At 72.0% G+C, this 22893-nt stretch carries 21 protein-coding genes; 11 read left to right on the top strand and 10 right to left on the bottom strand.

Translation table 11 applies throughout. The features are described 5' to 3' along the window. Positions 1–2 precede the first annotated feature (2 nt). The 5 genes from I4J89_RS32015 to I4J89_RS31995 are packed head-to-tail and all read right to left on the bottom strand — an operon-like array spanning position 3 to position 4908. Positions 3–962, bottom strand: coding sequence for a VOC family protein (locus tag I4J89_RS32015; protein ID WP_196417859.1), 960 nt, complete (start codon positions 960–962; stop codon positions 3–5). A gap of 16 nt (positions 963–978) precedes the next feature. Continuing rightward, entirely contained in the window at positions 979–1764 is a 786-nt protein-coding gene (locus I4J89_RS32010; protein ID WP_196417858.1) for a VOC family protein, read from the bottom strand. A gap of 8 nt (positions 1765–1772) precedes the next feature. Further along, a complete protein-coding gene (locus I4J89_RS32005; protein ID WP_309238559.1) occupies positions 1773–2897 on the bottom strand; it encodes an NAD(P)/FAD-dependent oxidoreductase in 1125 nt (374 codons plus the stop codon). Beyond that, positions 2894–3898 carry a hypothetical protein gene (locus I4J89_RS32000; protein ID WP_196417857.1) on the bottom strand — a complete coding sequence of 335 codons (1005 nt, stop codon included), beginning with the start codon at positions 3896–3898 and terminating at the stop codon, positions 2894–2896. The genes I4J89_RS32005 and I4J89_RS32000 overlap by 4 nt, the downstream gene beginning before the upstream one ends. Positions 3899–3942: 44 nt before the next feature. Continuing rightward, positions 3943–4908 carry a VOC family protein gene (locus I4J89_RS31995; protein WP_196417856.1) on the bottom strand — a complete coding sequence of 322 codons (966 nt, stop codon included), beginning with the start codon at positions 4906–4908 and terminating at the stop codon, positions 3943–3945. Between the two features lie 178 nt (positions 4909–5086). Here I4J89_RS31995 and I4J89_RS31990 point away from each other — a divergent pair, with 178 nt between their 5' ends. Beyond that, entirely contained in the window at positions 5087–5488 is a 402-nt protein-coding gene (locus I4J89_RS31990; RefSeq protein WP_196417855.1) for a hypothetical protein, read from the top strand. Between the two features lie 6 nt (positions 5489–5494). Here the strand turns inward: I4J89_RS31990 and I4J89_RS31985 are convergent, their stop codons facing one another. Continuing rightward, a complete protein-coding gene (locus tag I4J89_RS31985) occupies positions 5495–5728 on the bottom strand; it encodes a hypothetical protein (RefSeq protein ID WP_196417854.1) in 234 nt (77 codons plus the stop codon). A gap of 13 nt (positions 5729–5741) precedes the next feature. After that, positions 5742–6311 carry a hypothetical protein gene (locus I4J89_RS31980; protein ID WP_196417853.1) on the bottom strand — a complete coding sequence of 190 codons (570 nt, stop codon included), beginning with the start codon at positions 6309–6311 and terminating at the stop codon, positions 5742–5744. 226 nt (positions 6312–6537) lie between these two features. Between I4J89_RS31980 and I4J89_RS31975 the strand changes: the two genes are divergently transcribed. From I4J89_RS31975 to I4J89_RS31960, 4 genes are read left to right on the top strand one after another with little or no spacing between them, the layout of a single operon-like run. Beyond that, positions 6538–7851 carry an ABC transporter substrate-binding protein gene (locus tag I4J89_RS31975; protein ID WP_230859950.1) on the top strand — a complete coding sequence of 438 codons (1314 nt, stop codon included), beginning with the start codon at positions 6538–6540 and terminating at the stop codon, positions 7849–7851. A 15-nt stretch (positions 7852–7866) separates the two neighbouring features. Then, positions 7867–8745, top strand: a complete 879-nt coding sequence (locus I4J89_RS31970) for a carbohydrate ABC transporter permease (protein WP_196417852.1) — start codon at positions 7867–7869, stop codon at positions 8743–8745. Further along, the gene (locus I4J89_RS31965; RefSeq protein WP_196417851.1) at positions 8742–9626 is read left to right on the top strand and encodes a carbohydrate ABC transporter permease; all 885 of its coding nucleotides are present in this window, start codon (positions 8742–8744) and stop codon (positions 9624–9626) included. The genes I4J89_RS31970 and I4J89_RS31965 overlap by 4 nt, the downstream gene beginning before the upstream one ends. Next, positions 9623–11428 (top strand): glycoside hydrolase family 127 protein, encoded by a 1806-nt coding sequence (locus tag I4J89_RS31960; protein ID WP_196417850.1) that lies wholly within the window; start codon positions 9623–9625, stop codon positions 11426–11428. The genes I4J89_RS31965 and I4J89_RS31960 overlap by 4 nt, the downstream gene beginning before the upstream one ends. Here the strand turns inward: I4J89_RS31960 and I4J89_RS31955 are convergent. Continuing rightward, positions 11382–12389, bottom strand: coding sequence for a LacI family DNA-binding transcriptional regulator (locus I4J89_RS31955; protein ID WP_196417849.1), 1008 nt, complete (start codon positions 12387–12389; stop codon positions 11382–11384). The two genes, I4J89_RS31960 and I4J89_RS31955, sit on opposite strands and share 47 nt — an antisense overlap. Before the next feature lie 89 nt (positions 12390–12478). Next, a complete protein-coding gene (locus I4J89_RS31950) occupies positions 12479–13144 on the bottom strand; it encodes a winged helix-turn-helix transcriptional regulator (RefSeq protein WP_196417848.1) in 666 nt (221 codons plus the stop codon). A gap of 91 nt (positions 13145–13235) precedes the next feature. On the opposite strand from I4J89_RS31950, the gene I4J89_RS31945 reads away from it, so the two are divergent. Continuing rightward, complete coding sequence (locus tag I4J89_RS31945) at positions 13236–14051, top strand: SDR family NAD(P)-dependent oxidoreductase (protein WP_196417847.1); 816 nt, start codon at positions 13236–13238, stop codon at positions 14049–14051. Positions 14052–14067: 16 nt separating this feature from the next. On the opposite strand, the gene I4J89_RS31940 is transcribed toward I4J89_RS31945, so the two are convergent. After that, positions 14068–16863 (bottom strand): AfsR/SARP family transcriptional regulator, encoded by a 2796-nt coding sequence (locus tag I4J89_RS31940; RefSeq protein WP_196417846.1) that lies wholly within the window; start codon positions 16861–16863, stop codon positions 14068–14070. A gap of 100 nt (positions 16864–16963) precedes the next feature. Here I4J89_RS31940 and I4J89_RS31935 point away from each other — a divergent pair, with 100 nt between their 5' ends. Genes I4J89_RS31935 through I4J89_RS31915 form a run of 5 tightly spaced genes read left to right on the top strand, consistent with a single transcriptional unit; the run spans position 16964 to position 22825 of the window. Then, positions 16964–17338 carry a hypothetical protein gene (locus I4J89_RS31935; protein WP_196417845.1) on the top strand — a complete coding sequence of 125 codons (375 nt, stop codon included), beginning with the start codon at positions 16964–16966 and terminating at the stop codon, positions 17336–17338. A 48-nt stretch (positions 17339–17386) separates the two neighbouring features. After that, entirely contained in the window at positions 17387–17671 is a 285-nt protein-coding gene (locus tag I4J89_RS31930) for a hypothetical protein (RefSeq protein ID WP_196417844.1), read from the top strand. A 30-nt stretch (positions 17672–17701) separates the two neighbouring features. Beyond that, complete coding sequence (locus I4J89_RS31925; RefSeq protein ID WP_196417843.1) at positions 17702–18790, top strand: tetratricopeptide repeat protein; 1089 nt, start codon at positions 17702–17704, stop codon at positions 18788–18790. Positions 18791–18794: 4 nt separating this feature from the next. Next, entirely contained in the window at positions 18795–21335 is a 2541-nt protein-coding gene (locus tag I4J89_RS31920; protein ID WP_196417842.1) for an ATP-binding cassette domain-containing protein, read from the top strand. Continuing rightward, positions 21332–22825, top strand: coding sequence for an ATP-binding cassette domain-containing protein (locus I4J89_RS31915; protein WP_196417841.1), 1494 nt, complete (start codon positions 21332–21334; stop codon positions 22823–22825). Before I4J89_RS31920 ends, I4J89_RS31915 begins: the two co-directional genes overlap by 4 nt. Positions 22826–22893 lie beyond the last annotated feature (68 nt).

The raw sequence follows: 22893 nt of genomic DNA, 5'->3' as shown, positions 1-22893 counted from the left end.
GCTCAGTACGTCCGGGTGAGGATGGTCCGCAGCTTGGCACCGCTCGGCGAGCGCAGCGCCTCTTCGGACGGCTCGTACAGGAAGTAGACGTGCCCGGACGGGTCGGCGTACCGGACCGTCGCGCCGATCGCCGAGCGGACGATTCCCTCCGGTGACCGGATCCCGCGCTCGGCGAGCTCCTTGACCGCGACCTCGATGTCCGGGGCGTGGAACACCACGGCCTTGCCGCCCATCTCGCGCGGGTTCACGGTACGCGGCGGGCACGGGTGGTCGATGATCTCCTCCTCCGGGCGGACCGTCTCCAGCGAGTGCGTGGTCAGCAGGACGCCACCGGTGTCGTACTTGATCACGCCCTCCTCGTCGGCGGTGGACGCCCGGCTGCACGGGCCGCCCTCGATGTCGCGGATCGAGAGGGCGTCGGCGTACACCCCGGCCGCCTCGTCGGCGTCCCGGACGAACAGGAACAGGTAGATCAGCGGCTTGCCGTCCAGGGAGAACTCCGGCCCGCCGTGCGGCCCGGCCAGGCCCGGCTTGCCGTCGGCCTGGTAGAGGGCGCGGACCGCCTGGATCCGGTCGCCGCTGGGCCAGGTCAGTGACTCCTCGGACGTCTCGTACAGGGTGAACCAGTGCCCGTCCGGGTCGTAGAAGTCGGTGATCGCGCCGATCTCGTAGCGATGGGTCTCGGTGAACGTCACGCCGCGCTCCTCCAGCGAGGCGCGTGCGGCGTCCAGATCCTCGACGAGGAAGACGATGTCGGTGGAGTGGTCGTGCTCGTCCGGCAGCGTGATGCCGTAGTCGTCGGCGCGGTTCAGCGCCAGGATCACCTCGCCGGTGTCGTACTTGACGGACCGGTCGTCCTCCTCGAGCACGCGCAGGCGCAGCGCACGTTCGAAGAAGTCCCGTGACACGGCGAGGTCACGGACGTACAGGAAGAGATAGACGATGCGGCGCTCGTCCGGCATGGCGGGCTCCTTACGGTCAGCTTCGGGTACGGGCGGTCATGAGCTCCATGACCTTGTCGGCGCTGCCCCAGGTGAGGCTCTCCGCCGACGGCTGGTAGAGGCAGAAGGTGTGGCCGGACGGATCACGGAAGCGCGCCGTACCACCGATGTCGCTGAACCCGGCGCCCGACGAGAACGCCACGCCGCGCTCACGCAGCGCCTGCTCGGCCTCGACCACGTCGGCGGTGTAGAACACCATGAGGCAGGCGTTGTGGCGGATCGGCCGGCCGTCCGGGCTCTGTGCGGCTTCCTCCAGGCTCAGGTCGATCGACCCGGTGCGGAGGTTTGTCTCGGTGACCGGCCGCAGGCCCAGCAGGTCACGGTAGAACGGCACCGCGGCGGCCAGGTCCGGCACGGCCAGGCGCAGTCCGCTGATCTCGGCGCGCAGACCGGGATCGGCCGGTGGCTGGTCGGCGAACTGGTAGTGGTGCCCGTCGGTGTCGGTGAAGCTGGTGCCGGCGACGTGCCCGTAGTCGGTCAGCCCGGCCAGCCGGTCCGGCTCGTCGACCCGGCAGATCAGGGTGACGCCGTCCGCCTCCGGGCGCTGGAACTTGCGCTCGGCGAAGAGGTTGACCGCCAGGATGGTGCCGCCGGCGTCGTACTTCACCAGACCGTGGTGCTCGTGCGGCGGATGGAACTGGCTCTCCACCGCGTGGAAGCCGAACACCTGCTCGTACAGCCGGCGGTGCCGGGGCAACGAGGAGACGTCCAGGAACACGAACATGAGGGGCGCGTCGGCCAGGCCGTCGCTCAGAATGCTCATCGCTGTCCTCACTGGTGTGCGGGTACCGCGCGGGCCGGGTCGAAGGCGGGCGACGGCCCGGCCCGGCACCCGGTGTCCATCGCCTCGGCCAGGCCACGGCCGGCGCCGGCGCCGGGTGGCAGGCCGTGACCGCCGAACCCGGCGATCACCCATTGCCGGTTCGCCCACGGCACGGCGCCGATCAGCGGCCGGCCGTCGGCGGTCTGGTCCATCACGCCCGTCCAGCGGTGCCGTACCTCGAAGGGCGGGAAGCCGGGGAACGCGGCGGGCAGGAACTCCTCGGCCGAGCGGCGACCGCCGATGACGATCGAGCCGTCGGTGGTCTGTTGCCAGTAGACGGTGCCGAAGTCGACGGCCATGCCCGAGGTGAACAGCGGGGGCAGGGCGGTGGTGGCCAGCATCTGGCCGCGTACCGGCCGGAGGAAGCCGGCGAGCGTGGGGCAGAAGCGGGTGATCTCGGCGTTGCACGCGTAGACCACCTGACCGGCCTGGACCGTACCGCGGGTGGTGCGTACCCGCAGGTGCGTGTCCCGGCCGGCGACGACGCGCACGGCCCGGGTCCCGGTGGCGATCCGGGCGCCGTGCCGCTCGGCCGCGGCGGCCAGCCCTCGCACCAGGCGTACCGGATGGATCACGTGACCGTCCGGCATCCACCGGCCGCCGGCGAAGTGCGGCGCCATCGGCATCCGCAGGATCTCCGCGCAGCCGGCCCGGTCGAGGGCGTGCAACGGGGTGGCCGCCGGCGGACGCCGCGCCACCTCGGCCCGGAACCGCTCCATCACCTCGGCGGACGCCGCCAGGCTGAGGTGGCCGGTACGCCGGTAGCCGGGATCGAACCCCTCGTCGGCCAGCACCTTGCGGAGCACGGTGTCGTCCTCCATCGGATGCAGTCCGGCCAGGTAGATCCCGGCATTGCGGCCGCTCGCGCCCCACGCCGGCCGGTACGCCTCGAGCACCAGCACCGAGGCGCCCCGCCGGGCCAGCCAGTACGCGGTGGACACGCCGGCCAGGCCGGCGCCGATCACCACGACGTCGGCGCCGGACGGCAGCCGGTCCGGCGCCGGGAACGGGTCGGGGTCGGAGGCCGCCAGCCAGGACGTCGGCGGCGGCCCCTCACCGGACAGGACGGTCACATCACTCCGTCGGTGGCTCCGGCCACCACCGGTTGCACCTCCTGGTCACCCATCCGGTTCCGCCACTCCTCCATCACCTCGAAGATGTCGGCCGGCGGGGTGTTCAGCACGTCGGCGTAGATCTCGTCGTCCTTGGTCACGACGATGTCGAAGGCGGTCAGCTCGCCCGGGGTCAGGGTGCCCACCCGGGCGCCGGTCTCCTCGTGCACCAGTGCCACCGGGCCGGTCGGCGAGTGGAAGTGCGTGCCCACCGGCGGGTAGTGGTTGACCGTCGCCGGTCCGAAGATCAGCGGCTGGTCGGGGTCGGTCAGGACCGGGCCCATCGGGGTGTGGATCTTCCAGGAGACCCGCCAGATCGCCGTGCCGGGGAAGTCCGAGCCACCGGCGCTGTTGGACTTCACGATGCCGTCGTTGGGGCGGTTGAAGTTCTGCTCCACCCGGATCGGGCCGAGCGCCGCCTGAATGATCTCGCCACCGTGCATCAGGATCTTCAGATACATCTCGTTGCGGCCGTCGCCGTCCAGGTCCATGCGCGGGCTGCGGTGCATGAGCACGATGCCGTTCTTCACGCTCATCTGGTAGTCCTTCACCACCCCGTCGATGGTGAGCAGGCAGGAGCAGACGCCCTTGAGCAGTTCCACGCCGCCGACGGACGGGAAGTTGTGGTTGAAGCCGCGCACCGCCTGGGTGTAGGTCTCCTTCGTCCCCTCGGCCGTGGTGAGCGAGGAGATCTGGCCGGCCAGCGCGACGTAGTCGGGGTCGGTCTGTGCGTTGATCCGGTCCTGAACGGACTTCCAGCGGAACACCTCGACGACCTTGATGTTGCCGCCGTTGCGGTTGCCGCGGAGCACCTCGATCGGGTAGTCACCGGCGTAGCCGTGCTCGCGCAGCAGCGACCACTTCGCACGGACCTGCTCGACGAGCTCGTCGACGCGCGCCGGCTCGGCTTCGTAGGTCTCCATCTGGACCAGGGATTCGTTGCGGTAGACGTTGACGGGCATGGTCGGTTCCCTCCTCGGGGGTTTCAGTGCATGGGGAAAGCCTTTCAGCGGACGGCGTCCGCGCCTTCTCTCGGTTTGCTGCTCTGCGCCGCGGAAATCCGCTGTAGCAGAAAGAAGGGATGGCCGAACGGGTCCTCGAAGCGGGCCAGCGTGCCGGCCGGGTCGTCTTGCAGGCCGCCCGGGAACTCCACACCGCGAGCGATGAGCCGTTCGGTCACCGCGGCGATGTCGTCGACCAGGAACACCGGCGCGATGCCCTGGCCGTGCTCGGGGGTGAACTCCCGCGGCGAGTACGGCCGGCCCTGGTCGTCGAAGACCATCGTCTTCTCGTGCATGTGGTGCGTCGACAGCAGCACGTCACCGCCGTCGTACTTGCCGATCCCCTCGATCTCGGAGTCACAGTCCTGGTTGCAGCAGTGCACCCGTTCGAGCAACTCGAGGCCGAGCCGGTCACGATAGAAGTCGAGGGCCGCCATCTGGTCGTTCTCGAACATGAACAGGTAGACCAGCGGGTTGCCGGACAGGCCGGTCCGCGCGGGCGGCCCTTCGGCGGGGCCGGCGGCCGGGCCGATGACGTCCGCGCCGCCCCGGCCGTGTGCGCGCCACACCGCACGTACCTTGGGTGCGCTCGGCCAGGTGAGTGCGGTGGGCGACGGCTCGTAGAGCATCAGCCGGTGGCCGCTGGGATCGTAGAAGTCGGTCACCAGACCGACCTCGTAGCTGCGCCGCCGGTCGAACTTGATTCCCCGCTCCTCCAGCGCCTCGCGCCTCGCCTGCAGGTCCTCGACCAGGAACACCACATCCGAGGAGTCGTCGCGGCGGCCGAACAGCTGGACACCGTGCTTGTCCGCCGGGCGCAACCACAGATCGAGGCCGCCCGCGCCCAGCCGTGCCTCACCCGGCTCGGCGGGAAGCCGTGGCAGGCCCAGACCGCGGTGGTAGAAGTCCGCGGACTCGGCCACGTCGGCCGCGTAGATCACCAGGGAGACGAGGGGTGCACCGGTCAGCATCGTTACCTCCGCACGGGTGGAGCCGTCTCCGCCATGCTCGGCCGGCCCGCCGATGCGCGCCTTCTCGTCTGTTGCTCTTTCCCGCCCGGCTTTGAGCAAGCTGCGAGTATCGGCGTGGGGCAGAATTCGGGGAGGATGCAACCATCGCGCCGGCCGGGACCGAGCGAGGAGCCTCGAGATGGCAGCACACCAGCGAACCATGCGCCTGCACACCTGCCGCAAGGATCTGGCGGCGTCGCGGCGGTACTTCGGCGAGTCACTGCGCCTGCGGGCCGTCGCCGAGGACGCCCGGTCGATCAGCTACGACGCGGGAGACGTCGTCCTGGTGCTGGACTGGACACTCGACCACACGGCGTCGTCCGTGGAGGACGAGGCACAGAGCGATGTGGTGCTCCTGGCCGACGAGATCGAGGCGGTGCGGGCGGCCCTGGAGAGCTGCGGCGTCCGCTTCACCCGTACCGACCGTCCCGCGATCAGCTTCGCCGCACAGGACGGGCCGGAATTCGTCATCCTGGATCTGTCGGACGAGTGCCTGATGTGGCCGAGTGCCGGGTGGCGGGCGGGGCCCTGTCCCGGCTGACCGCTCTCAGCGATCCGAGTACTCGGGGCGATCCGAGTGCTCGGGCTCCGTCTCGGCGGACCGGCGGCGTTCCGCCGCCGGCAGTCGCCAGCGCCCGTCGGCGCGGTCCCGGACGCGTGGGCGCCGGAGGACGAGGGCGAGCACCACGACGACCAGCACCGCGTTCCCGGCGAGCAACAGCAGGTCCACCTGGCTGAGGTCGGCATGCCGGTGTGGTCCGGCCGTGAGGAGAACGCCCATCACCGCCACGGGCTCAGAGGGTGGCCGGGGCCGGAAGCGGCGCCATGGACGGCCGGCAGCTGCACCGCATCTTCGCCGCCTCGGCCGCGCTGGGACGCAGGTGCAGATAGACGGCTATGACCATCGGCACGAAGACCACGGTGTTGTAGAACAGATGGAGCTCGACGCGGGGCACCACCAGCTGCAACAGGCTGACCGGCACCGCCTGGCCGAACAACGGACGACCGGTCTGCGCCTGGATCAGCAGGAGCAGATGCTCGACGTGGTGCCAGAGCTGGATGCCGAAGGCGAGCATCCAGAACCGGCGTGACGTCCCGGTGAATCCGCCGCGCAGCAGCCACAACCCGGCCAGCATGACGAGCGCGTACCCGTAGTGCAGCCACTCCGAGGAGATCAGCCACGGGAACGGCACGCCCAGGACACCGCGCGCCTGCGGGCGCTGCCAGCCCAGACCCCAGATCTGTACGGCTTGGACGATGTGCTCGGCCCAGTGCGCCAGCACGATGACCATGAAGACGTTGAGCGCGAGCCGGTGGTGGGTCTCGCCGAGTGTCCGGGAGTCGAGGAATCCGCGGCTGGCCATGAAGCGCCACTCCTTCCGCCTAGGCACGACGTGCCGACACTACGGGCGCTGATGTTGGCGAACTTCTTGTTTCTTGCCCTCTTTCGCGCGCACCGGCGAGGTAGGGCCCGCTTTCTCAGTTATGTCGGGACTGACAAGTCGTGGCTACTGCGCAAACGTATGTACGCAAACGTATGCGGTACGGGTTACGGTCCCGACTGACGCTCACTCGACAGGAGGCTGTGGGATGAGGACCCGCCAGCGGTTGTCCCTCCTGACGGTCGCGGCCGTGCTCGGGGTCGCGGGCTGCTCTCAGGGGGCCGAGTCACCGGAGTCCACGACCGGGAACGTGGCTGCCACCACCAGCTGCGCCAGCGACGGCGAGCTCACCATGTGGGAGCGCTCGGGTGGCAACAAGGACATGGTGGACATGCTCGTCGCGGCGTGGAACACCAAGAACCCCGGCTGCAAGGTCGCGTTGACCTACATTCCGCACACCGAGATGGTCGGCAAGATCGCCCAGGGCATCGCCTCCGGCCAGGTGCCCGACCTGATGGGCATGGACCTGATCTACGCACCGCAGTTCGAGAAGGCGGGCCAGCTCGTCGACCTCACCGACCGCATCGGCGGCTGGCCGGAGCTGACCACCGCCAGCAAGGGGCACATGACGGTCGCGACGTACGAGAACCGGCTCTACGGCGTCCCGCTCTACGCCGACGTGTCCGCGCTGTTCTACAACAAGGACCTCTTCAAGCGGGCCGGCCTCGACCCGGACAAGCCGCCGACCAGCCTGCCCGAGCTGCGCGCCTACGCCGACAAGATCACCGCGCTGGGCGGGGACGTCAAGGGCTACTACCTGCCGGGCAACTGCGCGGGCTGCAACATCTTCACGGTCGGCCCGCTGATGTGGGCCTCGGACGCCAAGATCGAGGCGGCCGGGCCGGGCGACGAGCCGCTCGTCGGCGACGGCGTCAAGCAGGTGCTCCAGTTCGAGCGGGACATGGTCAAGGCCGGCAACGTCCACGACGGCGACCGGACCGAGAACGGCGAGACGTTCCACCTCCAGTTCGGCTCCGGCAAGGTCGGCATGATGGGCACCGGCAACTTCAACATCACGCTGGCCCGCCAGCAGAACCCGAAGATGGACTTCGGCATCGCCCTGCTGCCCGGCATGGCGCCGAACTCGAGCGCCTCGTTCATCGGCGGCGACCTGGTCGTGGTGCCCAAGGGCAGCAAGCGGGTCAACGACGCGGTCAACTTCATGAAGTTCCTGCTCTCCGACGACGTCCAGGTCGAGGTGTACGCGAAGGCGCTCAACCTGACCACCCGCAGCGACATGGTCGACAACAAGTACTTCAAGGAAGAACCGCTGGTCCAGGACGTGGCGAAGGCGCTGACCGTCGGCCGGACCCCGTACACGCTGACCTTCTTCGAGCAGATCAACTCGCCGCAGGGGCCGTGGCTCAAGATGCTGCAGCGCGCCTACTACAGCGACGACGACCTGGACACGGTCATCGCCGACGCGAAGAAGGAAATGAAGGAGATCGCCGCGAAGTCCTGACGAGGGGGACTTGTCATGCAGGGTACGCGGCGGAACCGGTTGACCGGCCTGGCGTACGTGACTCCCGCGCTGGCGTTCGTGCTGGTGTTCACGGCCTACCCGCTGGGCCGGATGATCTGGATGTCGCTGCACGAGTGGTCGCTGATCGCCGAGCCGCACTTCATCGGCCTGGACAACTTCCGGCAGGCGTTCAGCGACCGGCAATTCTGGACGTCGTTCCTGTTCACGCTGAAGTACACGGTCCTGATCACGCCGGTGCTCATCGTCGGCGGCTACCTGCTGGCACTGCTGACCGCGCCGGCATCGAGGATGCGGGCGTTTACCCGTACCGTGATATTCGTCCCGGTTGTTATCGGTCTTGGGGTTTCCAGCCTGCTCTGGTATTGGCTGTTCAGCACGGATTTCGGGGTGATCAACCGGATCCTGCTCGACCTCGGCGTCATCGATCAGCCGGTGCTCTGGCTCGGGGTGGACGCCGGCACGTCGAACTTCGCGATCAGCACCTCGGTGGTGTGGAAGGTCATCGGCTTCGGGATGATCCTGTTCGTCGGCGCGATCCAGGCCATCCCGACCGAGATCACCGAGGCGAGCCTGGTGGACGGCGCCGGGTACTGGCAGCGGATCAGTCGGGTGGTCCTGCCGCTCACCATGCGTACCGTCCTGCTGGTGACGCTGGTCAGCGTGATCGGCTCGCTGCTGGCGTTCGACCAGTTCTACATCATGACCGCCGGGCAGCCGCAGAACGAGACCGCCACCTCGGTCTTCTTCGTCTACCTGAACTCGTTCCCGTACCTGAAGCTCGGCTACGGCGCCGCCCTGTCGCTGATCCTCGCGGTGACCATCCTGGCGTTCACCGTCGTGCAGCTCGTGCTGACCCGCCGGAGCGAGTCATGACCGCGACGCTGGAGCGGGCGCCGGTCCGGGCCGTGCCGAGGCCGGCCCGGACCGGACGCACCGGATACCTGGTGGCGGCCGGCTGCATCGCGATCAGCACGGTCATGCTGCTGCCGCTGGTCTACTCCGCACTGGCCTCGATCAAGCCGACCGCCGAGGCGGCCGCCACCCCGCCGACCTATCTGCCGCACGGGGTGAGCCTGGACAGCTACCGGCGGCTCTGGGACTACCAGGAGGGCCTGCTCACCTACCTGGGCAACAGCTTCGGCACGGCGGTTCTGACGATCGTCCTCACGCTGCTGCTGACGGTGCCCGCCGCGTACGGGCTGGCCCGCTTCCCGGTCCCCGGCCGGGAACTGATCTTCCTGGTGCTGCTGCTCGCGCTGATCGTGCCGTACCAGGCGCTGCTGACCCCGATGTTCCTGATGTTCGCCCGGATCGGCCTGACCAACTCGCTGATCGGGCTGGCCGTACTGCACACCACGATCCAGCTGCCGTTCAGCCTCTACATCCTGCGCAACACCTTCGCCGCGGTGCCGCGCGAGATCGAGGAGGCCGCCGTCATGGACGGCGCCGGATCCCTGCAGATCCTGCGGCGGGTGTTCCTGCCGCCCACGGTGCCGGCGGTCGTCACCGTCACCCTGTTCGCCTTCATCACGTCCTGGAACGAGTTCCTCGGCGCGCTGGTGATGATGAGCTCGAGCGCGAAGTTCACCCTGCCGGTGATCCTGGCGACGGCACGCACCGAGACCAGTCTCGGCGGCACCGACTGGGGCATGCTCCAGGCCGGCGTCACCATCTCGATCATCCCCTGTGTCCTTGTCTACCTGTTGCTTCAGCGGTACTACATGGCCGGCCTGATGAGCGGAGCGGTGAAATGAGCGTGGCAGCGATCCAGCGGGTCGAGCTCGACACCGGGTTCTGGGCCGACCGGATCCGGATCAACCGGGAGCGCACCATCCCGCACGGTCTCGACCAGCTCCGCGACGCCGGAAACCTGGACAACCTGCGGCTCGCGGCCGGCGCCGCGGGCGAGTACCGGGCGCCCGACTCCCTGCCGTTCCTCGACTCCGACGTCTACAAGTGGCTGGAAGCGGTCGGCTGGGAGCTCGCCCGCAAGCCCGACCACGACCTGGCGTCGGCCGCGGACGACGTGATCGGCCTGATCGCCGCGGCGCAGCGCCCGGACGGCTACCTGAACAGCTACGTCCAGGTGGTCGGCGGCGGCGTGCCGTACCGGGACCTGTCCTGGGGCCACGAGCTGTACTGCCTCGGCCACCTGATCCAGGCGGCGGTGGCGTGGCACCGCGCGCTCGGCGACGACCGGCTGCTCACCATCGCGATCCGGGCCGCCGGCCACGTCCCGGACGGGATCATCGACGGCCATCCCAACATCGAGATGGCGCTCGTCGAACTCGGCCGGGTGACCGGCGACCGGCGCCATCTGACGATGGCGCTCCGCATGCTCGATCTGCGCGGCCGGGGCACGCTCGCCGGCGCGGCGCGGTTCGGCGCGGCCTATTGGCAAGACCATGAGCTGGTACGCGACGCGCGTTCCGTCGCCGGCCACGCCGTCCGGCAGCTCTACCTCGACTGCGGCGCCGTCGACGTGGCCGTCGAGCTCGGCGACGACCGGCTGCTGGCCGCCGTCCGGCACCGCTGGGACGACATGGTGCGCACCCGCACCTACCTCACCGGTGGCCTGGGCAGCCGGCACCGCGACGAGGCGTTCGGCGACCCGTACGAGCTGCCGCCGGACCGTGCGTACGCCGAGACCTGCGCGGCCATCGCCGGCGTGATGCTGGCCTGGCGCCTGTTGCTGGCCACCGGCGACGCCTGCTACGCCGACGCGATCGAGCGGACCATGTTCAACGGCGTGCTGCCCGGGATCTCACTCGACGGCACCCGGTTCTTCTACACCAACCCGCTGCAACGCCGCACCCGCCGGGCGCCCGGCGGCACCGAGCAGCGGCGCCCCTGGTACCCGTGCGCCTGCTGCCCGCCCAACCTGATGCGCATGCTCAGCTCGTGGCCGCGGTACCTGGCGACGTACGACGACAGCGGTGTCCAGCTGCACCAGTACGCCTCGGCGGACATCACCTCCGGGCCGGTACGGCTACGGGTTCACACCGGCTATCCGTGGGACGGCCGCGTCACCGTCCACTTCGTCGAGACGCCGGCGAAGCCGTGGACCCTGTCGCTGCGGGTGCCCCGGTGGTGCCGCTCCGCGACTTTGACCGGGCCGGACGGCACTCACGCGGTCGGCGCCGGCGTGACCAAGCGGCATCGCCGGTGGCAGCCCGGTGACGTCGTCGAACTGAACCTGGAGATGCCGGCCCGGATCACCGAGCCCGACCCCCGGATCGACGCCGTGCGGGGGTGCGTCGCGGTGGAGCGGGGTCCGCTCGTCTACTGCATCGAGTCGGCCGACGCGCCACGGCGTACCGAGATCGAGGAGCTGACGTGGGATCCGGGCGGGGCGCTGACGCCGGTGCCGCGGCCTGACGTCGCCGAGTCGGTGGTCGGCGTCGACGTGCCGATGACCGGCGGCCTGACCGCCGGCGCCATCCCCTACCTCGCGTGGGCCAACCGCGGCGAGGGCGGCATGCGCGTCTGGATCCCGTATGAACCGGTGATCAGGGCGGCGGCGCGGTGGAGTCGCGGACGATCAGCGGCAGCTTGAACACGGTCACGCTAGGCTCGCGACCGGCCGACGGGTCACGGGCCAGCGCCACCGCCTGGGCGATGCCGAAGCCGACGATCTCGTGGATCGGCATCCGCAGCGTGGTGAGCGCGGGCACCGTGTGCGCCGCGATCAGGATGTCGTCGAAGCCGACCACCGACAGCCGGGCCGGCACCGGGATGCCGAGACGGTGCGCGGCGTGCAGCGCGCCCACGCCGACCAGGTCGGTCGACGCGGCCACCGCCGTCGGCGGCTCCGGCAGGCTCATCAGGCCGGTCAGCGTGGACTCGCCGCCGTCCAGGGTGCCGGGACAGCGCCGCAGGTATCCGTCGGGCACGCCGTCGAACCGCTCACGCATGAAATCGACGTACGCCTCCTCGCGCAGCCGGTAGGCGTTGGGCAGCTCCCCGCTCAGGAAGCCGATCCGCCGGTGACCGAGCGACGCCAGGTGCTCCAGCCCGGCCCGCACACCGGCCCGCTCGTCCGGGTTGGCCGTCGGGAACTCGAGCGGGCTGGTGCCCTGCCACAGCCCGACCACCGGCACCGGCGAACCGCGCAGGTCGGCGAGCAGCTCCGGATAGGCCCGCATGTCACCGAGCAGGATGATCGCATCGGTGTGCCGCGTCTCCAGCACCGTCGTCAGCGGCGTGCCCTCGTCCAGCTGGCCGTGGACGTGGCCGAGCACCACGTTGTACCCGTGCGCCATGGACTCCACGACGAGCGCCTCGATGACACCGGCGTAGAAGACGTCGCTGAAGTCGCGGACGACCGCACCGATCAGATTGGTCGACGCGCCGCGCAGGCCGCGCGCCAGCGGGTTGGGACGGTAGCCCAGGTGGCGGGCCGCCTCGATCACCCGCTCCCGGGTGTCCGGCGCGATCGGCACCCGGCTGGGCGCGTTGTTGAGCACTCGCGACACCGTGCTCTGCGAAACCCCGGACGCGGCGGCGATGTCCCGCATCGTGACTATCGGACGCCCGGACGCGGGCCCGCGTTGACTCGGTGGCTCTGCTCGCGCGCCACGCGCGGAAGTCGGCATCGGAGCGAAGCCTAACCCGTCTGATCGCCGGAGGGCCACGGGTCGGAGACCGCGTGCAGCAGCCGGCCGACGGCCGGCAGGTCGCCGACGACGGCGACGCTGCCGTCGGCGCACGCGCTCGCGAGCGTGGCCGGATCGGCCAGCAGGGCGCTGAGCGTCCTGGGGTCCGTGCGGAGCGAGACGTCGGCCGTCGCGGGTTCACCGGACCGCACCTGGACCAGGCCGGACGCCAGGCGGACCGTCCACACCCGGCCGTCCAGCTCGAGACGGTAGGTGGTGGGCGGCGCCGCGGGGTCGGGGCGGGCGGCGCCTTGCAGGAAGATCAGCACGGAGGTGGCGCTGAGCGCGGCCGGCGGCGGGGGTTGCGGCACGTCCATCCCCCAGTCGCCCAGAGCCAGCAGGATCGGCTCCAGCCGCCGGCCCCGATCGGTCAGTTCGTAGACCCGCGCGCTTTCCGCCGGTGCCTGCCCGCGGCGGACCACCCCGTTGTGCTCGAGCTCGCGGAGCCGGTCGGCGAGCAGGTTCGAGCTGACGTTGGGCAGAGCGTGCCGCAGCTCGGAGAAGCGTTGCGGTGCCAGGAGCAGCTCGCGGACGACCAGCAGGGCCCATCGCTCCCCGACGACGTCGAGGGCACGGGCGATCCCGCACGAGTCGCGGTAGCTGCGGCTGGTCGGCATCGTCAGAAATTACCACAGCGCTCGGTTGTTTTTAGCAACCTACTGTGGTTAGGTTTTGCTACTAGTTGCCCGGCGCATGGAGAGGACACACATGAGTGCCTTACTGCTCGAGGACAAGAACGCTGTGATCTACGGAGGCGGGGGCGCTATCGGCGGCGCTGTCGCACGGGTGTTCGCCCGGGAGGGCGCGAGGGTCTTCATCGCCGGGCGGACACCGGCGAAGCTCGACGCCGTGGCGCGCGACATCGGCGCCACCGGCGGAAAGGTCGACACCGCGCTGGTCGACGTCCTCGACGAACAGGCGGTCGAGAAGCACGCCGACGCGGTCGCGGCGACGGCCGGCGGCATCGACATCGCCGTCAACGCCGTGAGCTTCCCGCACGACCAGGGGACTCTGCTGGCGGACCTGTCGCTTGAGGAGTTCATGCGGCCGATCGACGGCTTCCTGCGCGCGCTGTTCATCACCAGCAAGGCGGTGGCACGGCACATGGGCGGCGAGCGTCCCGGCGTCATCCTGACCCTGTCCGAGCCGGGTTCCAAACTGGCGGTGGGCGGCATCCTGGGGCACGGCGTGAGCGCGGCCGGCAAGGAGGCCTTCTCCCGGCTGCTGGCCGCGGAGCTGGCACCCGGCAACATCCGGGTGATCGGCATCCGCCCGCACGCCGTCGTCGACGCGCCGGCAGCGGGTTCCTACACCACAGACCTGTTCAAGCAGACCGCGGCAGCGGCCGGGGCGTCATCGGTCCAGGAACTGCTCGACGGCGGGGCGATGGCCCAGGGCACGCTGCTGAAGAGGCTGCCCACGCTCTCCGAAGTTGCGGAGACGGCCGCGTTCCTGGCCTCGGATCGAGCCGGCGCCATGACCGGCACGATCGCCAACCTGTCCAGCGGCGCACTCGTCGACTGACGGGGCCTTGCTGGCGTCAGCCGGCCGCCAGCTTCCGGACCCGGTCCATGACCTCCGCTCGCGACATCCCGTACGCCAGCTCGCCCGCGGCCGCCAGCTCCACCGGCGTCAGGGCGGCGTGCAGCCGTTCCCGGTAGGCGGCCAGTTCCGGATCCATGGCGTACGGCGAGAAGCCCACCCGCGAGCCCTGCCACTGCACGATGCCGGCCAGCTCGGCCGCGTCGGGCGTACGGCCACGCTCGTGCAGCACATGACTGAGCGTCGCGATGCCGACCAGCCAGGACGTCGTGTCGGAACCGGCGTAGCAGCCCTCGACCGAGCGCAGCAGCAGGTCCTGCGCCGGTTCCCAGCGGCACCGGGCGATCTCGACCTTGGCGTGGATCCACTGCGAGGAGACCGTCACCCACGCGTACCCGCACGCCTCGGCCCGTGCCTGCGCCTCGCGCAGCCGATCCGCCGCCTCGTCGAGGTGGCCGTCCTGGCGCTCCACCTCGCCCAGCACCATCAGCACCTCGGCCTCCAGGTCGATCCGGCCGAACGCACGGGCCAGCAGCAGAGCCTGGCCGGCGTGTTCCCGGGCGGCCGGGACCTGCGCCGAACGGGCCTCGAAGTACGACACCGTGGCCAGCACCTGACCCTGCACGACGCCGCTGCCGCTCAGCGCCGCGTGCTCACCGGCTCGCTGCAACGACTCCCCCACCCGGTCCAGCGAACCGGCCAGGTAATACAGCAGCGCCAGGCCCAGGGCGGCACGGGCCCGGACGCCGTGATCCGGGGCGTCCGGGCGGTCCTCGCCCGCCCAGTACGCCAGACCCGGCTCGAGGTACCGCAACCCCTCGGCCACATGTCCCTCCCGGTACCAGAACCAGTAGAACCCGGTCGCGATGTGCAGCACCGCGGCCGGGTCACCGGCGTTGTCCAGGGCGGCCCGGATGTTCGCGCTCTCGTCGTTGAGCCGCCCGGTCCACTCGGCGCCCAGCAGCGCCCCGGCGGTCGCCTCCGACAGCGAACGCACCCAGGCCACGTGCCGCTCGATCAGCCGGGCCCGGCGCGCCGGTTCGGTGCGCTCGGCGGCGTACTGGCGCAGCGTCTCCAGCATCCGGTAGCGCCGCGGATCGCCGCCGACCACGGTCACCATCGACTTGGCGACCAGGCTGCTCAGCTGCACCACGATGTCGGCGCGCCCGCTGACCTGACCGGCCGCGTCGAGCTGGAAGCCGCCCTCGAAGATCGCCAGCGCCTGGAACACCTCCCGCTCGTCGGCGGTGAGCAGGTCGTACGACCACTCCACCGCGGAACGCATGGTCGCGTGCCGGGTGTTGGCCCGCCGGCCGCCGCGCAACAGCGTGAACCGGTCGTCGATCAGGCCGACCATCTCGCCGAGGGACAGCACCTTGCACTGCCCGGCGGCGAGCTCGATCGGCAGCGGCATCCCGTCGAGGTCCGCACACAGCCGGTCCAGCACCGGCCGTTCGCCCGCTTCCGGCGAGAAGTCCGGAACCACGGCGCCGGCCCGTTCCACGAACAGCCGGACGGCGTCGTCCGCGGCCAGCGGCGGCACCTCGTACGCGTGCTCCCCCTCGGCGTCCAGCGCCTCCCGGCTGGTGGCCAGCACCCGCAGGTCCGGGCAGGCGCCGAGCAGCTCCTCCACGAACGGCGCGACGTGCTCCACCAGGTGCTCGCAGTTGTCGAGCACGACCAGGGTGCGCCGCTCGCGCAGCACGCCGGCGAGGGTGGCCACGTCGCCGGCCGTCACCCCGACGGCCTTCGCCACCGTCTCGGCGAGCAGCGCGGCGTCGTGCAGGCCGGCGAGTTCCACCAGCCACGGGCCGTCGCTGTCGTCGCGTGAGCGCGCGAGCTCCACGGCTAGGCGGGTCTTGCCCATGCCGCCCGGTCCGAGCAGGGTCACCAGGCGGTGCCGGCGGAGCAGGCGGTCCACCGTACGCAGCTCGTCGGTGCGACCCACCAGCGACGACCGGCGCGCCGGCAGATTGCCGCGCGGACCGGCCGCGGTCGGCCGCGCCGCCGGCAGCAGCGCCGGATCCTGACCGAGGATCGCCGCCTGTAGCGCCACGATGCCGGGCCCGGGGTCGACGCCCAATTCCTCGGAGAGGTGCTGCCGCGCCGTGCGCAGCGCGGCGAGCGCGTCGCCCTGCCGGCCCTGCCGGTACAGGGTGAGGGCGAGCAGCTCCCAGCCGCGTTCGCGCAACGGATGAGCTTTCGTGTACGCCTCCAGCGCGGCCGCCGCGGCGTCGTGCCGTCCGAGTTCCGCCATCGCGGCGAGCTGGTTCTCGGTCGCGGAGACCCGCAGCTCGGTCAGGCGGTTCACCTCCGGCTGGGCGAACGCGCGATCCGCGCAGTCGGCGTACGCCGGGCCCCGCCACAACGCCAGCGCCCGGTCGAGCACCTCGAGGGCACCCTCGGGGTCACCACCGGCGAGGCGGTCGCTGCCCTGCTGGGCCAGCCGGGCGAACCGTTCGCTGTCCAGCACGCCGTCCGGGAGCCGCAACGCGTACCCGGAGCCCAGCCGCACCAGCACCTGAGCCGCGTCGCGGGGCCGCCGCCCGGGCTCGAGCACCCGGCGCAGGCGCGAGACGTACCCGTGCAGCGTCGCGACCGCGGTCGGCGGCGCGGCGCCGGCCCACACGTCGTCGATGAGCGTGTCCACGGCGACCACGTCACCGCCGGCCACGATGAGCCGCTGCACGACGATGCGGCCCGAAGGCCCGCCGAGCACCTGCTCCTGTCCGCCGGCCCGGACGACGAGCGTTCCGAGCACGCCCACGCTGAGTTCGATACCTGCCGGCGTCACCCCGGAATTCTCACAAGATCAACCGCTCGGCGCGTCGGCCGTCCGGCCGCCGCAAGCCGCCTGCAAGCCGATTGCCATTGCCCGCTGAGACAGTCCGCGCATGGACACTGACGCCCGGTACGTCGACCACGCGGTACGACGAGACCTCGCGCGACTGGCCGACGCGCTCGACGACCTGGACCCGGCAGACCTCGACCGGGGCGCCGACCTGGCGCGGTCCTGGACGGTCCTCTCCGGCCACCTGGCCCAGCACATCCGGCGCTGGAGCGACCCGGCCCTGCCCGGGTGGGCGGCCGCCGTGCAGATCGGCCACGCCCAGCTACGGGTGGCCATGAGCCGCGCCGACGAGCAGGCCGCGTTCGTCACCGCACACGGCACCGGCGCCGGCGTCCTCACCGACCGGGTGGTGCGGGTACGCCGGCTGGTGGACCGGCACTGCGCCGCCGAGGACCGGCTGCCAGTGAGCTGCAAGTGAGATCGCTGAAACTGCTGCCGCATCCCGATCACCCGAAGGGGAATCACCGTGTCGAAGACGAACAAGAAGCCAGAGGACGCGAGCGAGGCGGTCAAGCCGGGTCTCGTCGTCCGTACCCGGGTGCGTGCCGGCAAAGCCGATGAGGGCTACGAGTCCCAGCAGCACAGCCAGGCGCTGACCGTCCGGACCCGGATCCGGGCCGGCCGGAACGACGAGGGCTACCAGAGTCAGCAGCACAGCCAGGCCCTGCACGTCCGGACCCAGGTCCGGGCCGGCCGGAACGGCGGATACCAGAGTCAGCAGCACAGCCAGACCGTCGCGCGGCTGGGCTGACCGGTGCACCGGGTGGCGGAGACAAGCCTGATGACCGTTCCGGATCCGATCGGCGACGCGATCGCGCTGCACGAGCGCGCCCTGGCGGCGTCCGCAGATCACCGCTACCCGGAGGCCGTGCGGCTGTGCCGGCGCGCGCTGGCGCTGCTCGAGGAGCACGCCGGCGCGGGCCACCCCGACGTGGCGAACGTGCTCACCGCGCTCGGCACGGCCCACGACGAGCTGGGCGATCACGCCGCCGCCGAGGCGTGCCACCGGCGGGCCGTCACGGTGATGTCGGCGCTGCCGGACACCGGCGGCGACCTGTTGCGGCTGGAGATTCAAGCGCTTTCCGGCCTGGCCGGCAACCTGCGCCGGCAGGGCCGCTACGCCGCGGCCGGCGAGGTGTACGAGGCGGCGCTCGCGATCGCCGCGCCGGAGTACGCCGAGGTGGAGCTGGCGTCGATCTGGAACGAGATCGGCATCCTGTGCAAGTTCGCCGGCCGGTTCGACGACGCCGAGGTGTACTACCGCCGGGCGCTGACCGTGCTGAGCGACGCGTACGGGCCGGACGACCCGCGGCTGGCCGGGCTGTTCCACAACCTGGCCGGCCTGGCACACAGCCGCGGGCGCGCCGCCGACGGTGAGCCGTACGCCCGGCGGTCGCTGGAGCTGAACCGGGCGGCGTTCCCGGCCGATCATCCGGTGGTCGTCGCCGACGAGGCCCACCTGGCCGCCCTGTTGCAGGAGCAGGGCAGGTTCGCCGAGGCGGAGCCGCTGCTGCGCCGCGCGGTCGACTACTTCGCCGCCCGCTACGGCGACGATCACTACGAGGTCGTGGTCAACCTGCACAACCTGGCCGCCGTGACGGCCGCCAGCGGTGCTCTCGCGCGGGCCGAGGGCCTCTACCGGCGGGCGCTGGACGGCAAGCGCCGTACGCTCGGGCCGGCCCACCCCGAGGTCGGCCTCACCCTGAACAACCTGGCGACCGTGCTCGCCGACCGGGGCGACCTGGCCTCCGCCACCGAGCTGTCCGCCGCCGCGCACCACGTCCTGTCGGCGGCGCTCGCGCCGGAGCACCCGGCGGTGACGGCCGCCGCCGCCAACCTCGCCGCGCTGACCGTCGGATCGGCGGCCTGACCCGGTGGGCGCGCGCCGGTTCCTGGCGCCGGAGGTGGTGCAGACCTCCGGCATGGACTGCGGTCCCGCGGCGCTGGCCTGCCTGCTCGGCGGGTACGGCGTCCGGGCGAGCTACGCCCGCCTGCGCGACGCCTGCCAGACCGACGTCGACGGCACCTCGATCGACGCGGTGCAGGACGCGGCCGCCCTGCTCGGCCTGGACGCCGAGCAGGTGATGATGCCGGTCGACCATCTGGCGCTGCCGGAGGCCGGCGCGCTGCCCGCGATCGTGGTCACCCGGCAGCCGTCCGGGCTCACCCACTTCGTGGTGGCCTGGCGGCGGCACGGCGGCGTGTTGCAGGTCATGGATCCGGCGGCCGGGCGTACCTGGGTGCCGGTCCGGCGGTTCCTCGGCGACGTCCACGTGCACGAGTTCGCCGTCGGCGCCGAGGCGTTCGAGGCCTGGGCGCGCTCGGACGCGCTGCGGCGGCCGCTGCTGCGCCAGCTGGACCGGCTGGGCGTACCGGCTTCGTCTGCCGAGGCGCTCGTCGCCGCGGCGGGCGACGCGCCCGGCTGGCATGCCCTTGCCGCGCTGGACGCCGCCGTACGCCAGGCCGGTGCAGGCGGGTTCCGCCGCCACGCCGCGGCCGGCGAGATCGCCCGGCTGGTCGCCGAGCCCGGAGCCGTCGACCAGCGGCACTGGTTCGCCCGCCGCACGCCCGGCGACCCCGGCGCCGTCACGATCCGCGGCGCCGTGCTGGTACGGGCGCCCGGCCGCACCGCACAGCCACCCGCCCCCGACGAGTTGCCCGCCGACCTGCGGGCGGCGCTCACCCAGCGCGACCCCGGCCCCGGCCGCTTCCTGCGCGACTGGCTGCGCGGTTCCGGGCACCGGCTCGCCGCCATCGGAGTCGGTGCGGTCGCGGCCACCGCCGGCGTGCTGGCCGAGGCGGTGCTGATGCGTACGCTGATCTCTCCAGGGCCCGCGCCCGGCTGGACCCTCGCCGCCCTGCTGGCACTCGCCACAATCCTGCTGATCCTGGACGGTGCCCTGCTCGCCGCGGCGGCCGGCGTGGGCCGCCGCCTGGAGACCGCGCTGCGGGCCGGTCTGCTGCGCCGCCTGCCCGACCTGCCGGACCGCTACCTGAACAGCCGCCCGCTGTCCGACCTCGCCGAGCGGGCACACCGGCTGCACCGGCTCCGTGAGCTGCCGCTGCTCGCCCTGGACACCGCCCGCCTGGGCACCCTGCTGGTGCTGCTCCCGGTGGTCATCGCGGTGATCGATCCCGGCAGCGCGCTACCCGCGTCGATCGCCGTGCTGGCGAGCGCCGCGGCCGGTCTGGTGCTGCTTCCCGCGCAGGCCGAACGTGACCTGCGCCGGCGTACGCACGTCGGCGCGGTAGCCCGGTTCTACCTGGACGCTCTGATCGGTGTCGTGCCGATCCGCGCGCACCGCGCCGGCCGGCTCATCGAGGGCGAACACGGCCGCATGCTCGGCGCCTGGGCCTCCGCCGTACGCGCGGTGCACCGCACAGCGCTCACCGCCGAGCTCGTGCAGGCGGGTGCCGGCCTCGCGTGCACCGCCTGGCTGCTGACCGCCGCGCACGACCGGGTGTCCGATCCGGCGATGTTCCTGCTGCTGGCCTACTGGGCGGTGGGGCTGCCCGCGCTCGGCCAGCAACTCGGCGCGCTCGTGCGGCGGTACCCGTCCTACCGGGGCGCGGTGCTGCGGGCGATCGAACCCTTCGCCACCCCGGTCGAGCACACGCCGACGCCGGCCCGTCACGGCGGGACCGGCGTGGCGGTACACCTGAGCGGCGTCGAGGTGGTGTCCGGCGGTCAGCCGGTCCTGTCGGTGGCCGGCCTGTCGATACCGGCCGGCTCCCAGGTGGCGGTGGTGGGCCGCTCGGGCTCGGGCAAGTCCACCCTGGCCGGGCTCCTGCTCGGCTGGCACCGGCCCGCGCGGGGCCGGGTGCTCGTGGACGGGGCGCCGCTGGACGCCGGAAACCTGGCGTGGTTGCGCCGGCACACCGCCTGGGTGGATCCCACCGTCACGCTCTGGAACCGCTCGCTCGCCGACAACCTCACCTACGGCGGCGCTCCCGGCGCCGGCGTACCGGAGGAGGTCCTGGACGACACCTACCTGACCGAGGTCGCCGCGGGGAGGAGCGGGCCGCTCGGCGAACGCGGCGGCCTGCTCTCCGGCGGGGAGGCTCAGCGGGTCCGGCTGGCCCGGGCACGGCTGCGCTCCGGCGTACGCCTCGCGGTGCTCGACGAACCGTTCCGCGGCCTCGGCCGTGACCAGCGCCGCGACCTGCTGCGCCGGGCCCGCCGCTGGTGGCCGGCGGCGACCCTGCTGTACGTCACCCACGACGTCGCCGACGCCCTCGACTTCGACCGGGTCCTGGTGGTGGCGGACGGGCGGATCGTGGAGGACGACAATCCCGAGGCGCTCGCCGGCAAGCCCGATTCGTACCTGCGCGGCCTGCTGGACGCCGAGCAGGCCGTCGCCGACCGCTTCCGGGACCCGTCCTGGCGGCGGATCACCCTGGGCGGCACACGATGACCCGCCTGGTCGCGCTCCTCGCCGCCGTCCTGGTCGCACACGCCGGCCAGTACGGTCTGTTCCTCTACTCCTGGATCATCCTGGGCGGCGCCACATTCGCCGGCGAGCTCACCGGCACGGTGATCGCCGCGTGGGCGGTCACGATGGCGGCCGGCCTCGGCTGCCGCGCCGTCACCAGCCACCTGCAGTCGGCGCTGGCCGTCATCGCCGGCGCCCGGCTGCGCCGCCGGTTGCTGCGCGGCGCCCTCGGGCTGGACCCCGCCGCGGTACGCCGGGAAGGCACCGGCCACCTGCTCGGCCGGGTGCTGGAGACGGAGAGCCTGGAGGACCTGGCCACCGGCGGGGCGTTGCGCGGGCTCGCGGCGGCGGTGGAACTCGTGCTCGCCGCCGTCCTGCTGACCACCGCGCTCGGCCCGGCCGTACCGGTGCTGCTGACCGGCTGGCTGGTGGCCGCCGCGGTGGCGACCGCCCGGTACACCCGGCGGCGGATGGCCTGGACCACGGCCCGCCTGGCGCTCGGCAACGACCTAGCCGAGAAGATCGCCGGGCATCGGACGCGGGCCGTCCAGCAGGACCCCGAGCACCGCCATGACGGCGAGCGGGCCGCGCTGGACGCGTACACGTCGCTCGCGGCCTCGATGGACCGCGGCCTGACCGTCCTGACCGTGCTCATCCCGCGCGGCTGGGCCCTGACCGGCACGGCACTGCTCGCCGCGTCGGTAGCTGCCGGCGCCGCCGCGCCCGCCAGGGCCGCGGGCGCCCTCGCGGTGATGTTCACGTACGGCGCGATGGCGCACCTCTCCACCGGCCTCGCCGGACTCGCCGACGCCCGCTGCGCGTGGGCCCAACTGGGGCCTCTGCTGCCGGTGACCACGAACGAGCCGCCCGCCGACGCGGCTGTCCCGGAGACCGTGACGATCAAGGCGAACGGCGTCGGCTTCCACTACCCCGGCCGCGCCCACGCGGCGCTGCCCCCGATCGACCTGCGCATCGACGCCGGGGACCGGCTCGTCCTCGAAGGCCCCTCGGGCAGCGGCAAGTCCACACTCGCGGCGCTGCTCGCCGGCACCCTCGAACCGACCACCGGCCGGCTACACCTGACCAGCACCACACCCGGCACCGTGCTCGCCGTGCCCCAGGCCGACCACAACCACCTGCTGCTCGGGCCGCTGGCGATGAACGTACTGCTGGGCCGCGCCTGGCCGCCGGAACCCGCGGACCTGCGGTCCGCCGAGGAGGTCTGCCGCGCGATCGGCCTGGGCGACCTGCTCGACCGGATGCCCGCCGGAATGGCACAGATCATCGGCGAGACCGGCTGGCGGCTCTCCGAGGGCGAACGCAGCCTGGTCTTCCTGGCCCGCGCCCTGCTACAGGGCGCGCCCGTACTCATCCTCGACGAGACGTTCGGCGCCCTCGACCCGCACACGCTGGACACCGCCCTGAACGCGGCCCTGGACCGCACGTCCACTCTGGTGGTGGTCCGCCACTGACCGGCCGGCATCGTCCGACGGGAGACCTTGCAGGTCTCCCACCGTGGTCAAGGTCCGCACGCCGGTCC

Origin of the sequence: Actinoplanes aureus (assembly GCF_015704865.1) — a bacterium.
GTDB classification, from domain to species: Bacteria; Actinomycetota; Actinomycetes; order Mycobacteriales; family Micromonosporaceae; genus Actinoplanes; species Actinoplanes aureus.
This window is presented reverse-complemented; position numbering and strand designations above follow the sequence as displayed.